General features: G+C 68.4%; 13 protein-coding genes. 7 read left to right on the top strand and 6 right to left on the bottom strand.

Translation table 11 applies throughout. From position 1 onward, the window contains the following. The first annotated feature begins 280 nt into the window (after positions 1 to 280). The 4 genes from QQM39_RS45680 to istB all read left to right on the top strand — a co-directional run bounded on the left by QQM39_RS45680 (position 281) and on the right by istB (position 9,080). The gene (locus QQM39_RS45680) at positions 281 to 3,478 is read left to right on the top strand and encodes a hypothetical protein (protein ID WP_302004024.1); all 3,198 of its coding nucleotides are present in this window, start codon (positions 281 to 283) and stop codon (positions 3,476 to 3,478) included. Between the two features lie 214 nt (positions 3,479 to 3,692). Beyond that, positions 3,693 to 6,260 (top strand): CHAT domain-containing protein, encoded by a 2,568-nt coding sequence (locus QQM39_RS45675; protein ID WP_302004089.1) that lies wholly within the window; start codon positions 3,693 to 3,695, stop codon positions 6,258 to 6,260. 394 nt (positions 6,261 to 6,654) lie between these two features. After that, on the top strand, positions 6,655 to 8,289 hold the full coding sequence (istA, locus tag QQM39_RS45670) for an IS21 family transposase (RefSeq protein WP_302004088.1): 1,635 nt from the start codon (positions 6,655 to 6,657) through the stop codon (positions 8,287 to 8,289). Then, positions 8,286 to 9,080, top strand: coding sequence for an IS21-like element helper ATPase IstB (istB, locus tag QQM39_RS45665; RefSeq protein ID WP_302004022.1), 795 nt, complete (start codon positions 8,286 to 8,288; stop codon positions 9,078 to 9,080). Before istA ends, istB begins: the two co-directional genes overlap by 4 nt. 52 nt (positions 9,081 to 9,132) lie before the next feature. On the opposite strand, the gene QQM39_RS45660 is transcribed toward istB, so the two are convergent. Continuing rightward, entirely contained in the window at positions 9,133 to 9,771 is a 639-nt protein-coding gene (locus QQM39_RS45660) for an HAD family phosphatase (protein WP_302004021.1), read from the bottom strand. A gap of 299 nt (positions 9,772 to 10,070) precedes the next feature. Here QQM39_RS45660 and QQM39_RS45655 point away from each other — a divergent pair, with 299 nt between their 5' ends. Next, complete coding sequence (locus QQM39_RS45655) at positions 10,071 to 10,295, top strand: hypothetical protein (RefSeq protein ID WP_302004020.1); 225 nt, start codon at positions 10,071 to 10,073, stop codon at positions 10,293 to 10,295. Here the strand turns inward: QQM39_RS45655 and QQM39_RS45650 are convergent. Next, the gene (locus tag QQM39_RS45650) at positions 10,244 to 10,798 is read right to left on the bottom strand and encodes an ATP-binding protein (RefSeq protein ID WP_302004019.1); all 555 of its coding nucleotides are present in this window, start codon (positions 10,796 to 10,798) and stop codon (positions 10,244 to 10,246) included. The two genes, QQM39_RS45655 and QQM39_RS45650, sit on opposite strands and share 52 nt — an antisense overlap. A 206-nt stretch (positions 10,799 to 11,004) precedes the next feature. On the opposite strand from QQM39_RS45650, the gene QQM39_RS45645 reads away from it, so the two are divergent. After that, positions 11,005 to 11,241, top strand: a complete 237-nt coding sequence (locus QQM39_RS45645) for a DUF397 domain-containing protein (protein ID WP_302004018.1) — start codon at positions 11,005 to 11,007, stop codon at positions 11,239 to 11,241. 88 nt (positions 11,242 to 11,329) lie between these two features. Continuing rightward, positions 11,330 to 12,244, top strand: a complete 915-nt coding sequence (locus QQM39_RS45640; protein WP_302004017.1) for a helix-turn-helix transcriptional regulator — start codon at positions 11,330 to 11,332, stop codon at positions 12,242 to 12,244. Between the two features lie 39 nt (positions 12,245 to 12,283). On the opposite strand, the gene QQM39_RS45635 is transcribed toward QQM39_RS45640, so the two are convergent. The 4 genes from QQM39_RS45635 to QQM39_RS45620 all read right to left on the bottom strand — a co-directional run bounded on the left by QQM39_RS45635 (position 12,284) and on the right by QQM39_RS45620 (position 15,139). Next, the gene (locus QQM39_RS45635; RefSeq protein ID WP_302004016.1) at positions 12,284 to 13,087 is read right to left on the bottom strand and encodes an SAM-dependent methyltransferase; all 804 of its coding nucleotides are present in this window, start codon (positions 13,085 to 13,087) and stop codon (positions 12,284 to 12,286) included. Positions 13,088 to 13,187: 100 nt separating this feature from the next. Further along, positions 13,188 to 13,673 (bottom strand): hypothetical protein, encoded by a 486-nt coding sequence (locus QQM39_RS45630; protein ID WP_302004015.1) that lies wholly within the window; start codon positions 13,671 to 13,673, stop codon positions 13,188 to 13,190. Continuing rightward, complete coding sequence (locus QQM39_RS45625) at positions 13,670 to 14,764, bottom strand: helix-turn-helix transcriptional regulator (RefSeq protein ID WP_302004014.1); 1,095 nt, start codon at positions 14,762 to 14,764, stop codon at positions 13,670 to 13,672. Before QQM39_RS45625 ends, QQM39_RS45630 begins: the two co-directional genes overlap by 4 nt. Positions 14,765 to 14,881: 117 nt before the next feature. Further along, entirely contained in the window at positions 14,882 to 15,139 is a 258-nt protein-coding gene (locus QQM39_RS45620) for a hypothetical protein (RefSeq protein ID WP_302004013.1), read from the bottom strand. Positions 15,140 to 15,243: the final 104 nt, after the last annotated feature.

Here is a 15,243-nt window from a genome sequence, read left to right as displayed (position 1 = left end):
CCGGCCGCGACAGGGGGGACTGGGCGCACGGATGGGGGAGACAGCCGGGGCGGCGCCTACTGGGCGCCACGAAGGTGCTCCGAGACGGCGTGTCGTACTGTCCCTCGGAATCCCGCTCACGCGTGACGCCGATGGTCTGTCCCCCAGACTGGGCCTTGACCCACTGGACAGCGCACCTGACCAGGCTCAGTGCGTCGCACAGGTTCTGTCTGAGTTCGGGTACGAGGAGTTTCCGCCCCAGCCGGAGCACACCGACTACGACGAGACGCTTGAGAGCCTGGTGACCGCGTCAGACATAGCGGTCTTGATTGTGCACGTCGTGGGGCACGGCGAACTGGCGGATGGCAGCAGCGAGAAGCTGTACCTCCTCGACCACGACGCGATGCGCCTTCGGCGACCTGTCAGCGGCTGGATCGAGAGGATTGAGGATCACCCCGACGACCACCGCCCCGTCACCTTGTTCGTCCTGGACGTCTGCTACGCCGGCGAGGCCGCTGTCACCGCATGGCACGCACGGATGGACATTGCCGAGCGTCGAGCTTGGGTCCTCGCCGCAACGGGACATCGGGACAAGGCATTCGGCTACCGGCTCAGCCGAGCACTGGTCCAGGTCCTCGAGCGCTACCTCCGCGGCGAGTTACGGATTGATCCATCGGTTCAGTACATCCCGGCGAACGCCCTCTGGAAGGAAGTCGAAGCCGCCGTACGCGAGCTCGTGGCCAAGGAGAGGGGCCTGCCGCAGCAGGTCCTGACGAGTCTGGTCCCCAGCCACGCCGACCTCTCGAACCTGCCGTTCTTTCCCAACCCGCGCTTTGCCGAGACTGCCCCAGAGGAGCGCCTGCCCGCGGCAATCGCCCGCCTGGCCGACCTGGCGGTGGACCCCCTGCACTTCATGCGCCGCGCCGGCGGTGCCCAGCCTGTCCAGCGGGACTGGCGCGAAGGGTACTTCAGCGGACGCAGGGAAGACCTGAGCCAGCTCTCGAGCTGGCTGGACGACGAGCACGCCGCTCCAACCCTGTGCGTCGTCACCGGCAAGCCGGGGGCCGGAAAATCGGCGCTGCTCGGCATGCTGGTCTGCGCCGCACACCCGGGCCTGCGTGAATACACCAAGCCGCTCTGGGGAGGCCTCGCCGACACGGTTCCGGGGACGAACGACCGGCTGCTCGTCATTCACGCTCGTCACATGGCGCTGAACGACATGGTGCGGGCTCTGTCCGAGCAGGTACGCCACGTCCTGGCCTTGCTGCCCGAACCGTCACCGGCCGGGGCGGTTCCCGGCCACGACTCGGCAGGCGCCCTTTTCACGCTGCTGCAGGAAAGCCAACAACACTCGGAACGCCCCATCACGATCATCATTGACGCCCTCGACGAGTCGAACGAGCCCGAATCGATCACCCAGGTGCTGCTCTACCCCCTGGCCCGCAGGTACAAAGGGCTCATCCGGCTGCTGATCGCTACACGAAAGGACACCCGGGTCAGCGTCCTGCTCACCCCACGGAACGGCCACGAGTGCCTCGACCTCGACGCCACTGTTCCGGAGGCACTCCGCGACGACCTGTTCGTCTACGTGAAGCGCCTGCTGGCAGCAGCCGGCCCCTACACCACCGGCCCCATGGGACAGGCCCGCAACGCTCTGGCGCAAGCCATCGCCAGACGACTGGCCGACGACCCCCAGGAGCAAGAGACCGATGTACCGGAGTACCTACGCCTGGGGGAGTTCCTCACCGCCGGCCTCTACGTGAACTTCATGCTGTCCAGCACCGAGCACAGCTCCGCCATCGAAGAAGCAGCGCGACTTGGCCACGCCGTCCCACGTAACCTGCCCGACCTGCTGGAGATGGATCTCCAGCGTCACGGTGACCAGCCTCTCCTGCGGGTCGTGCTGACTGCACTAGCCTTTGCGCAGGGACAGGGCATGCCCGAGCGCGTACTGGCCGACGCCGTGGCCTTCGACCCCACCGGCCAGGGCCAAAAGGTGCCGTTGAAGACCCTGTACCACCTCCTGGACAACGAGGCACGCCTCTACCTCAGCCGCAGTGTCGACGAGGACGGCACCACCCTCTACCGCCTCTTCCACCAGGGCGTGGCCGACTGGTGGCGCGAGTCCGCCAGCCACGAAGACCGCCAACAGCTCTACCGAGGCCTTTTCGCCTCAGTGCCGCGCGACGAGAAAGGACAGGCGCTGTGGCATCTTGCCGCGCCATACCTGCAACGCCACCTGCCGCAGCACGCCGCCGACGCAGGCTACCTGGACCAGGTCTTCGAAGACGCCGACTACCTCGTCTTCGCAGATCCGCCAGTCCTCCTTGAACTGCTGCCGCAGGCAAGGGGCGCCCTGCGACCACAAGCCGAGGCGAACGCAGCAACCTACGAAGGCGCCTTCGCCGAGCGAACCTCCACGCCGCTCGACGCCCGCCGCCAACTCTTGGCAATGAGTGCCGCATTCCGCAAGAACGGACCGCTGCAGACGACGCTCGAGCGCTCCACGGACTGGACGGTTCGCTGGGCGGCTCCTGCCAGCTCGCCTCCGACCGCCCTGGCGACCTACACGGCGCAGGGCCACCCCTACGCCGTCACCGGCAACGACCTGGGCTACATCGAAGTGTGGGACGCACACAGCGGAAAGGCCCTGGACCCCTCCCCGGAAGATCCGGGCGAAGCGCAGATGGCGGCGGAGATTCAGGCCCTCACCTTGGTCGACTCCGGGGGCGTCCCCCAGATTGTCACGGGCGGCTACGGCGGCATGCGGATATGGGACCCACTGACCGGCGCACTGGTCGGCGAAATGCCTGGCCACGTCGGATCCGCAACCTCCATGACGGCTGTACAGCTCGCCAACCGTAGCCGCCTCCTCGTCGGCGGCTACGGCGGCTTCAGCGTGTGGGACCTGGCTTCCGCCACACAGACCGGGGAGTTCGTCGCCCATGGAGCATGGGTCGATGCCCTAGCAGCGACGCATATGCACGGCCGCCCCTACGTCGTCGCGGGTGCCGACAACGGGCGTATCCAGGTATGGGACTTAAGCTCCGGAACCGTGGTCCACGACCTCACCGGCCATGCAGGCTGGGTTAAGGCGGCGGCGGTCATCCATCTTGACGGGCATCCCTACGCCGTCTCGGCCGGAGAAGGGGGCACCGTGTTTCTCTGGGACCTGGTCACCGGACACTGCAGAGGGGAGCTGACCGATCACCAGGGCGATGCCGTCACTGACCTCGCAGTGGTCGACCTGCCCGGGCAACCCCATGCGGTGACCGGCCACGTATCAGGCCGCGCAGTGCTGTGGAACCTGGCCACCGGGAAACGCACCGCAGCGTTCCATCTGCCCTCGGCCGTCACAGCCGTGGCCGCGAGTTCTGACGGCGCGATCCTCGCAGCGTCCGCAGACGGCATAGCGGCCTTCACACTCGACATCCTCACCGGCCAGAATGCAGGCCGCGACATGCTCGGCAACCCGCGAGGCCCTGCACCGTGCCAATGACTGGAGACCTCCAACCCCTCCTGGCGCAGGGAGGCGGCCGGCGCTGTGTCCGGAGCAGCGCACGGCCAAGGCGGCAAGCCCGCGGGAGGCTGCCGACTGGGGAAGGATGGCGGGAGTGGACGATGAGCCCTACGGGCACGCGCACGCATTCAAGCGCCACCACAGGCGGTAGCCAGTGACAGCGGGAAGCGAATCGGTTCTCGAACTGCTGCCGATGGTGTTCGCTGCACCACACGACGCCCTCGCGAGGGCGGAAGAGGTGCTCGACGCCGATCCCTCGCCCTTGGACGCCTCCGTGGCCCACCAGGTGATCGGCATCTGGCAGCGGGACTGGGGCGACATGCGGCTCGCCCTGAGCCATCTGCGGCGTGCCCGCGACCTCGCCGCACGCGCCGACTCACCCGACCGGGAGGCGGACGTCCTGGCGGCGCTCGGTGTGGCGCTGGTGCATGAGGGGCGCACACAGCAGGGGCTGGCCGCGCTGGAGCGCGGGATCGAGCGCGGCAGCGGACACACGCGCGCCCGGGTGCTGTTCCGGCGCGCCTACGCCTACTGGGTCCTGGGCCACCACCCGGAGGCGCTGGAGGACGTGCGCCGGGCGATTCCGGTGCTGCGGCAGGTGGACGACGTCATCTGGACGGCGCGGGCGCTGACGCTGCGCGCGACCGTGCATCTGGCGCTCGGCGCGGTGGACCGGGCGGACGCCGACTTCGCGGCTGCCGAGGCGCTGTGGGACGCCACGGGCCAGGAGCACGACAAGGCGGACGCGGTGGAGAGCCGGGGCCTGGCGGCGTTCAGGGTGGGTGACATCCCTGCAGCGCTCCGCCTGCTCGACGAAGCCGAAGAACGCTACGCCAAGCTCGGCACGCCGACGTTCATGCTGAACATCCGTCGCTGCGAGGTGCTGATGGCGGCCGGGCTGGCTCCGGAGGCGCTGGCCGAGGCGGACGCGGCGATCGCCGTGCTCGACAGCATCGGCGGCCATTCCACCCGCAAGGCCGAGCTGCTGCTCGCCGCCGCACGCGCGGCACGGCTCGCACACGACCCGCACACCGCGGTTGCACGGGCTGACACGGCCGTGCGGCTGTTCGCGGGACAGCGGCGCACCTGGTGGGAGGCGCACGCCCGGCTGGTCCTGATCGACGCCCGCGCGGCTGCCGGCCGCAGTTCGGGGCGGCTCGTGGCCGAAGCGGCGGCGGTCGCCGACCGGCTGGCCTTCCTCGGCGCGCCGGCCGCGCCGGAGGCGTCGCTGCTCGCGGGCCGGATCGCGCTCGGGCTCGGCTGGACAGCGGACGCGGAGCGGCATCTGGGCGTCGCCGCCCGCAGCCGGCACAACGGGCCGCCGCTGGCGCGGATGACGGGCTGGGCGGCGCAGGCACTGCTGGCCCAGGCGGCAGGCTCCGGGCGGGGCGTCCTAGAGGCCTGCCGTCGCGGCATGGACGCTCTCGACGACTACCAGGCGGTACTCGGTGCCTCGGAGCTGCGCGCCACTGCTATCGCGCAAGGCGCGGAACTGGCCAGGCTCGCTCAGCAGGCCAGCCTTGAGTCCGGCAGACCACGCGGGCTGCTGGTCTGGAGCGAGCGCTGGCGGGCAACGGTACTCTCCGCGCCGCCGATCCGCCCACCGGCCGACCCGGAGCTGCAGCGCAACCTGACCTCCTTCCGGGAGATCGCAGCCCGCGCGGAGTCCGCCCGCATGGAGGGCCGTTCCGTACCGGCCCTGGAGCACGAACAGCGGCGCCTGGAGCGGGAGATCCGCTCCCGGACCCGCGAGCTGCGGACTCACGCACTCAGCGGCGGCCAGCGCTTCACCCTCGCCAGGCTGTTGTCCGAACTGGGCGACAAAACACACCTGATGCAATTCCTCGTGCTCGACGGACGGGTCCAGCTACTCCTCTGCGGGCAGGGACGGGTGCGCCGCTTCGAGGCCGGTCTGCTGGCCGAGGCGGAGACCGAGGCCGAGCACGTCCAGGCCGGGCTGCGACGGCTGGCCCACCCGGGCGCGGAGGGACGGCTGCCGGTGGTGGAGGCCGCAGGGCGGCGCCTCGAGGAACTGCTGCTCGGCCCGGCCGCGGCGCAACTAGGCGACGGCCCCGTCGTGGTCGTACCGCCACTCCCGCTGCACCGCGTGCCGTGGGCGCTGCTACCGTCGCTGCGGGAGCGGGTCCTCAGCGTGTCGCCGTCGGCGAGCAACTGGCTGCGCGCGCGGGAGACCGAGCCGCCGCCGGGCGGCCGCCAAGTGCTGGTCCGTGGGCCAGGGCTGGCGACCGGCGGCGCGGAGGTGCCCCACTTGGCCGGCCGAAACGGCGGTGCCGTCGTCCTGGAGCAGGCCGACGCACGCGTGCCGCGCGTGCTGGAGGAACTCGACGGGGCCGCGCTGGCCCACATCGCCGCCCACGGCACCCTCCGCACCGACAGCCCGATGTTCTCCTCGATGCGGATGGCCGACGGGCCGCTCGTCCTCCACGACTTCGAGCGCCTGGACCGCAGCCCGTACCGCATCGTCCTCTCCTGCTCCGACACCGCACGCTTCGCCTCGGCCGGCGCCGAGGAACTGCTCAGCCTGGTCACTGCGCTACTGCCGCTGGGCACGGCCGGGGTGGTGGCGAGTAACGCGCCGGTCAACGACGCCGCGGTAGTGCCCCTGATGCTGGCCCTGCACGAGGGCTTGGCTGCCGGCTCGTCCCTCGCCGAGGCTCTACGAGATGCCCGCGCCATCCTCCCCGCCGACTCGGTCCACCAGGCCACAGGTTGGGCGTTCACGGTGTTCGGTGGGGCCTGACACCGCCTGAGGAACGACCAACCGGGGGGCGAACCCGCCGCGGAGCGCCTTCAGGATTACGGGCCGAGAGGTCCCCCGCGGTGGCCGGGGCGCCAGGTTCGGCTCAAGCTCTACTTGAGCTACCTGTGGCTGCAGAAGGAGGGCACCGCCCGGCAGTTGGCCATCCGGCATAGCGCCTGGGCCACGCTGCTGGACCTGCCCGACCCCGAGAAGGCGGGGGCCCGCCGGATCAGCGACGCATGGCTTTGTTCACGAGTTGCGTCGTCAGTTGTTCACGGGTTTGGGAGGCACCCAGATCCACGGTCGGGTGATGTTCACGAGTTTTGACGGCACTGGGGTCCTTGCCACGGGAGCATCGGGGTGTTCCTGGTGAAAGGCCCTGGTCATGCCGCAGATGTCGAAGGTCGAGCTGTACGCCGCGATCCGGCGCGACCACCGCGGCGGCATGACGATGCGGGAGATCGAGCGCAAGTACAACGTGTCGTGGCGGACGGTCCGCAGGGCCGTGGACTCGGTCTGGCCGGAGCCTCGGAAGAAGCTGCCGCCGCGCCCGACCGCGCTGGACCCGTACAAGGCGGTGATCGACGGGATCCTGCGGGCGGACCTGGATGCGCCGCGCAAGCAGCGGCACACGGTCACGCGGCTCTTCCACCGCCTGGTCGAAGAGCACGGCGCCGACGTGTCCTACCAGATGGTGCGGCGCTATGTCGCGGACCGGAAGCCTCGGATCCTGGTGGAGTCGGGCAAGGCCCCGCTGGAAGCGTTCGTGCCCCAGACCCACCAGCCGGGCATGGAGGCCGAGGTCGACTTCGGCGACGTCAGCGTGCGCCTCGCCGGCGAACTGGTCACCTGCTACCTGTTCTCCTTCCGTCTGTCGTACTCGGGCAAGGCCGTCCACCGCGTCTTCGCCTCCTGCGGCCAGGAAGCCTTCTTCGAAGGGCACGTGCACGCCCTGCGGATGCTGGGCGGTGTCCCACGGAGCAAGGTCCGCTACGACAACCTGAAGGCTGCGGTCGCCCGCGTGCTGGGGCTGAGCCGGGCGAGGGTGGAGACCGACCGGTGGATCGCCTTCAAGTCGCACTTCGGGCTCGAGAGCTTCTACTGCCGGCCCGGCATCGACGGCGCCCACGAGAAGGGCGGGGTCGAGGGGCAGATCGGCTATTTCCGGCGCAACCACTTCACCCCGGTTCCCGAGGTCGCCTCGTTGTCGGAGCTGAACGAGCTGGTCGAGCAGTGGGACCAGCACGACGGCCGGCGCCGGATCGGGTCCCGGCCGCGAACGATCGACGAGTACTTCGAGGTCGAGCGGCCGCTGCTGATGCCCCTGCCCGAGGAACCTTTTGAGACCGGGCGGGTGTTCACGCCTCGCGTCGACCGCTACAGCCAGATCGCGGTCCGCACCAACCGCTACTCGGTGCCGGTGAGGCTGATCGGCAAGCGGGTCAAGGTGATGCTGCACGCCTCTCACCTGGTGGTTTACGACAAGAATGTGGAAGTGGCCCGCCATGAGCGGCTGATCGCCAAGGGCAGCTGCCGCCTGGAACTGGACCACTACCTCGAAGCCCTGATCCGCAAGCCAGGCGCCTTTCCCGGCGCGACCGCACTCGAGCAGGCCCGCTCCGCCGGCAAGTTCACCCCTGTCCATGACGCCTGGTGGGCCGCAGCGGTCAAGGCACACGGCGACACCGAGGGCACCCGGGCCTTGATCGAGGTGCTCCTGATGGCCCGGCACATCCCACACGAGTACCTGGTCGCCGGTCTGGCGACCGCGTTGCGGTCCGGGGCCCTGACCGCGGACGCGGTCGCCCTGGAGGCCCGCAAAGCCGCCCAGACCGAGGATGAACCCAGTCCAGCCATCTCGTCTGCGCTGGCCACCGGGCAGCCGCCGGCGACCGTGACGTTCCTGCACGAGTGGAAGCTGAACCACCTGCCGCCGGACACCAGGCCACTGCCCTCGGTGACGCCCTACGACCAGTTGCTCCGACGTCGCGCCAGCGGCGGTGACCACCGAGAGGGAGAAGCACAGTGACCCAGCCTCGCCAGCGAGGACTGACCGAGCAAGCCGCGACCACCGCCATCGACACCGCCTGCCGTCTGCTGCGGCTGCCGTCGATCCGCAACGAGTTCGCCGACATCGCCGACCGGGCCGCCAAGGACCAGATGACCTACCGCGGCTTCCTCGCCGAGCTGCTGATGGCGGAGTGCGACGACCGGGCCCGCCGACGCTCGGAACGGCGGATCAAGGCGGCCGGGTTCCCGAGGGAGAAGTCACTACGGGCCTTCGACTTCGACGCCAACCCCAACGTCGACGCGGCCACCATCAACACCCTCGCCAGCTGCGAGTGGATCAAGAAGGGACAGCCGCTCTGCCTGATCGGCGACTCCGGCACCGGCAAGTCCCACATGCTCATCGCCCTGGGCACCGAGGCCGCCATGAAGGGCTACCGCGTCCGCTACACGCTCGCCACCAAGCTGGTGAACGAGCTGGTTGAAGCCGCCGACGAGAAGCAGTTGAACAAGACCATCGCCCGCTACGGCCGCGTCGACCTTTTGTGTATCGACGAGCTCGGGTACATGGAACTGGACCGGCACGGCGCCGAGCTGCTGTTCCAGGTTCTGACCGAGCGGGAGGAGAAGAACAGCGTCGCCATCGCCTCAAACGAGTCGTTCGGAGGCTGGACGAAGACCTTCACCGACCCCCGTCTCTGCGCCGCCATCGTCGACCGGCTCACCTTCAACGGCACCATCATCGAGACCGGAACCGACTCCTACCGCCTGGCCAGCACCCGAGCCCGTGCCGAACACGCAGAAGCGGGCTGATCAACCGCTCCACCGCCTGGCCGGCAACCGTTAAAGGTCGGCCAGGCCGACATCATCCGAGCGGAACAGGCCCTCCAACCCGGGGACCAGCGTCCAGATGAGCTGCGATGCGCGTAATCGTCCGGGCATTGTCCTGGAACAGATGCGCCTGCATGCCCGCCGCCTGAGCAGCCTCAACATTTACTGCGAGATCGTCGATGAACAGACAGCTCTCCGGCCGCACCTCCAGGCTGGCACATACGGTCTCGAAGGCACGCGGGTCCGGCTTCTCGATGCCGATCTCGTGCGAGTACACGATTTGCTCGACCAGTTCGTCGAAGTGATACAGCGCGGTCTCCCGTTCCCGGGCACCAACGAAGCTGTTACTTAGGATGCCCAGCCTGCAGCTTCCTCGCAGCCCACGCACGTAAGCGATGAGCTCCTCGTTAGGCGTTCCCAGGTACTCCGCCCAGAGATCAGCCATGAAGGCTTCAACCTGGGGCGCGTCGAGCCCCAAGCGTGCTGCCACCTGCTCGTGAACCTCTCGTTCACTGATACTCCCGACGCTCCCGGCTTGCCACACGTCGCGCATCCGCTCATGCACAGTGCCGAACGGCAACCCCAGCCGCTCTTCCCACCGCTGCACACACCCCGTTTCCGGCGTGATCTCCAGCACGCCACCGATATCGAGAATGACGCAGGTCGCCGTCACTCGAACTCCCCCTCTTCGTCCAGCCCGGCTGGCGAGCGCACACCGCTCGCTCGTGTGATCTACGGAGACACTGTCGCCCTTCCCTCTGGGGCAAGGTCAAGCGATCTTGAAACCTTGTGGCAGCCCTGTTGCGAGCCGCCGACACGACTCGGCTGCATGGGCAGGTGCCTTCAAAACTCGTGACGAACCGCGGAGTCTTCGGCCGGACGACGACGTCAGAACTCGTCAACAAACGCTGTCGCAAGAAGTGATCGAAGCCAGACGCACAGGCCTGGCTGGAGGAGCACCGCTTCATCGACGTGCGGCGCACTGGCCGACTCAGCCTCGTCACCGTCCTGGACGAGAACGGCCGCGGAGAGTCCTGGACCGCCCCGGGCGCGGCCGCGAAGAAGGAGAAGGAGACCAGCGACCTCGGTGTGCTGCTGCACCGCTACATCCAGATCCCGCAAACGTTCTGGACCGCGGTCACGGCTTACGCGGCGGGCAGTGTCACCCGCGCCCAGACGGATTTCCCCCGGGCTTGAGCGTCTGTGGTCCAGCCCCAGGTGTTGCTGAGGGCGTTCACGATGGGCAGGCCGCGGTGGCGTTCGGCCAGGGGCTGAGGAGCGGTGAGTCTGGGGCGGAGTTGGCTGGGATCGCGGACGACGCACAGGAGAGTGTGCGGGCGCAGGGCCAAGGCCAGCCATACCCCGGCTTGCGGATCGTCCGTCGTGTCCGTGTCGGGCCGGCCGTGGCGGACGGCGTTGGCGACGAGCTCGGAGGCGATCTGGACCGCGTCGTCGCAGATGCTGTGCAGATTCCAGCGGCGCACGGTCTGCCGGGTGAACTGCCGTGCAATGTAGCAGCAGTGGATGGAGGCAACAGGGATCCGGCGGGCGGCGAAGGGCGTGCTGCCCAGGCCTGAACGGACGGCGAGGTTGGGCGTGGAGGCCAGGGGCTCGCCGAGAAACAGCAGCTCTGGTCTTCGGTCGTCAGTTACGGCAGACGTGGACTGTGGCTGGAATGTGCCCTCACGCCGTGGCGTCATCGTCCGTCCCCCGGAGTCTGGTGCCGTGCGTTTAAGCACGACATGCCGTCTTGACCGTCACTATTCCGGCCCGCTCCTCGTTCCTGCAAGCGCGGCTCTGCAATTGCAGAGCCGCGATATTCGCACGGACAGTCGAACCGACTGTCAGTCATGGAAGGGCAACCACTGGCTGGCGTCGGGCGCGACTCGGAGGGGCAGGGTGAGGTATGCAGCCGGTGGAAAACGGTGCCAGTGCAGGCGCGATCGAAGGGGCACGCTGGCGTAAGAGCCGTCACAGTGGGGGAAACGGCAACTGCGTGGAACTCGCCCGTCTTTCCAGCGGGGACGTGGCGATGCGCAATTCGAGGTTCCCGGACGGCCCCGTCCTCGTCTATACACGCGAGGAGATCGCGGCCTTCCTCGGCGGCGTCAAGGACGGCGAGTTCGACTTCACCCTCTCGTGACCGAGAGTAGAGATATGGCCACTTGCTGACACGTTCGAAGGTCGGCTGCCATAATCGGGCCACTCAACAGCACAATAGGAGTGCCCGTATGGCAGCCGACCCGAAGGCGCCGTCGATCCTCGGATTTCCCCACCGCCCAGAATGGGGCCCGGCAGCGCATCGCAAAGCCCTTGCCGGGCACCTGCGACGCTGCCGCGACCACGCAGGGATCGGGGCCCGGCAGGCCGCTCGGTGCATCCACGCCTCCGAAGCATCCATCAGCCGCATAGAAACCGGCCGGACAGCCCTGAAACCCGCTGAGGTCGAGCGGCTCCTGGACACCTACGGGATCAGTGATCCGCTCGAGCACGCCAGGATTGCCGACCTGGTCCGGGAAGCAGCCAAACCGGAGGCGTGGCAGCCCTACGCCAATGCAGCCCCTCTCGACCTTCGCCCGCTGCTGGGCATGGAGCCTGCCGCTCGCCGCATCATCTCCTACGAGCCTCAACTGGTGCCGGGCTGGCTGCAGACCGAGGAGTACGCCGAGATTGTGATCCGGGCCGTCCATCCGACAAAGCCGGCGGGGGAAATCGCGGAACGCGTGGCCCTGCGGATGCAGCGCATCGAGATGCTGCGGCGAGCCGTGTCCCCGCCGATCCTGCTGGCCGTGATGGACTCGGAGGTGTTCCGCCGCCGGGTCGGCACACCCGGGGTGATGTACCGGCAGATCAAGCACCTGATCGCGTTGCTGGAGGAACTGCCCTACCGGCTCAACCTCCAGATCGCTCCGCTGACGGTGGGCGCTGCCGGGGCCATCGGGCACCCGATCGTGCATCTGCGATTCTTCACTCCGGAGTACCTGCCCGACATGGTCTACCTCGAGCAATACGAAGGAGCCCTCTACCGGGAGAAGCCCTCGGAGTCCGAGCGCTACCAGGCCATCCTGAACAATCTGTGCGGAGTGGCCAACCCGGCCGAGCAGACACCGGCGCTGCTGGAGCAGGCACTGGCCGCCTGGCGGTGATACGGCATGCGCCTGTGATGAGCGCGCGTCGGTGCGGGCTCAGCGCCTGACGAAGCCCACGCCGCCGTACTCCTCCCACTCCCAACTGAGCTGAGAGGGCACGTCGTCGTGGCCGGGCCGCCACGTGGAGACCTCCACCAGGCCCGGGTCGACCACATCCAAAGGCGTGCAGAAGTCGGCCACGTCCTGCTTCTCCCGCACCCGCCCCCAGTGGCCCTGGGTCTGCTCGTCCATGAAGCGGCTGACGAAGTCACGGACTTGGGCGGAATCGCTGACGAGCTGGCAGACCACCATCATGCTCCCGGCCGGCAGCCGGTCCGCGACCCGGGCGACCAGCTCCGCCGGCCGGTCGCTGTCCGGGATGCAATGCAGTACCGACACGAAGAGCGCCGCCACCGGCTCATTGAGATTAATGAGCCGGCCCACCGGTTCGCTGGCGAAGATTTCATCGGTGTCTCGCATGTCCGCCTGAAGAACGGCTGTGTTCGCATTGCTCGCCAGGAGCACGCCGCCGATGGTGCGGACGATGGGATCGTTGTCGATGTACACCACCCGGCTGGAGGGGTCCACTCGCTGGGCGATCTCGTGGACGTTGTCCTGGGTCGGCAGCCCTGAACCGTGGTCGATGAACTGCCGGATGCCGTATTCGGCGGCGAGTACATGCACCACACGGCGCAGGAACTCCCGGTTGTTCAGCGCGAGTTCCCGCATGCTGGGGACGTGTTTGAGTAGCTCTTCGCAGGCCGCGCGGTCCGCGGGGTAGTTGTCCTGCCCGCCCAGGAGGCTGTCGTACATGCGGGCCACACTCGGAATCGTGACGTCCACCCCGTACGGCAAGCTCACGCGCGTTCTCCCCCTGCCCCCACACGCCCCGGTAGCGTGCGCCCTCAATTACGGAGTGTAGAGATAGATCGCAGTGGCACACCGTGCAACGGTCGGAAAATCACTCCTCGGGGGAGCGCGGCGGCAGACTGGGAAGGTCCCCCGGGCGTATCCCGAGTACCTCGGCGATGCGGTCACGGCTCAGGTGCATCTGCTCGTGCAGGAAGTGCGCGTCATGCTGCAGCCCTTGCACAACCTGACTGTCCGGAACGGCGGTTGGACCACATCCCAGCGCGCGGTCGACGTGGTCGTGCAGGATGCGCCAGGCGCATGCGGCAGGGCCGGCACTGCCCAGAATCACCGTCCAGGACACCGCCAGCTCGGTGAACGCGGCGGTGACGGCCCCTTCGGCCGCCCCGCGTCGGCCGATCCGCAACGAGGCGTACTGCAGGTACGGCTCGTAGTGGCGTTCACGGAAGGCGGTATAGGCCGCAAGCGCAGTGCGCGGGGCCCGATGATCCTGCACTTGGGCGGAAGCGGGCCGCCGTGCGATGACGGTTGCCGGTGCTGACTCCCTGGAGCGGGGCGCAGGGCGGGGGTCGCTCACGGCCCCTCTTCCGGCACGGCGATGTGCGCCGTGCCTTCCGGTAGACGGGGGTCATCGCACATCAGGAACGTGTAATGCACCGCTTCCCACAACGGCTTGAAATCGAGCGGTCGACCCCCCAGCGCGTACACGAGAGCGGCCAGCACTTCCCATTCCGGGACGTCGATGCCTGCCAGGACACGGCGCGCCGTAAGCGCGCTCACCGTTTTCGAGCTGAGGCGCTCGATCCGTTCCGCAGGAGGAGACTTTGCCGCCAGGTACAGTCCCCGCACTGCGGCGTGCAACTGCGCGATGGCGGCCGCAACAGGCTGGCGCCCGGGCGCCGTCATATCGTGCGCCGCCTCGAACAGCACACGCAGTTCGGCCGGATCAGCACCGAAGAGGACCGCCAGCGAGCACGTGAGATCCCAGGTCGGCAGGCGGTCTCCCGACAAGACGCGAGAGATGAACGACGGCGAGAGCATCGTGGAGTCGGCCACTTCCCGGATCGACAATCCGCTGGCCGCGTGCAGATGCGTCAGTGCCGACGCCAACTGGCCGACGGGAGAGATCACTTCAGCGCCTGGGCCGCTGACCGTGTCCTCCGGGGCATCGGCGAGCCGTGCGGGCTGAGAACCACGCCACCGGGCGGGGGCGGCCCGTTTCTCGTTGGCGTGGAGGTCCATCATCCGGGTTACCCGCTCGGGTGCCCATCGTGCGCGCGCTGTCTCCGGAGCGACGTGTGCGTCTCTGGCTACCGACTCCCATTTCTCACCCCGGTGGCGGGCATCTTGCACCGCAGCCGCGGTATAGATATCCAGCTCCCGGCGAATCGCTTCGGCCCTCTCCAGCAGGGTGCCCAGTTCCTCCTGGCGCATCTCGCTGTCCAGCAACTGCTGTGCCAGGCGGCGGACTTCCGCCGCCACCGGACCGCCCAAAGGTCCCTGCAGGGCGGCGACGGCCGGGGTCTTGCGCGCCTGCCGGTTGCGCTGGGCCCGCCGACGGCAGGTCGTGCTGCAGTAGCGGCGACGCCGCCCGGCCCCGATGTTCTGCACCAGTGGGCCCTCACACACCGGACACTGCTCCGGCCGCTGCGACGGATCAGTCGTCACGTTCGAAATCCTTCTCCTGTTTCCCACAAGAGCGGGCAGCACCCGCTGACACTTCTGAACACCGGGTCCGGGCGGGCTGGCGGCGGCTTTCACGGACCAGCCCACCCGGAGGCCGGGTCAGTCCAGTTGTGCCCAGAGGAATTCGATCCGCGAGGTGCGCGCTGCTGCCGCTGCTACAGCGGCGAACGCCACGCATGCGGCAGCGGGCCACTGGCCGGCGGACGGCAGGACAAAGGACAAAGCCAGCACCACGACAGGGCCCAAGCTGACCGTGACAGCGAAGGCACGCAGGCGTGCGTAATACCGGCCGGTATTGCTACCGTCCAGGCGCGTCCGGGACACCACGGTGCCGTGGACGACATTGGGGTCGGTCATCTTTCTCCTCACGGAATTGACGGCTGGTCAAAATGCGGAGGGGTCCTGGTCTGTTGGTGCCATCCTTAGGGCCAGGGCCCCCATTGGCGTGACCTTAGCGCGCC

This window comes from Streptomyces sp. DT2A-34, from assembly GCF_030499515.1.
In the GTDB taxonomy this organism is placed as follows: Bacteria; Actinomycetota; Actinomycetes; order Streptomycetales; family Streptomycetaceae; genus Streptomyces.
Note: the sequence above shows the minus strand (reverse complement) of the source record. Positions and strands in the feature narration are given on the sequence as shown.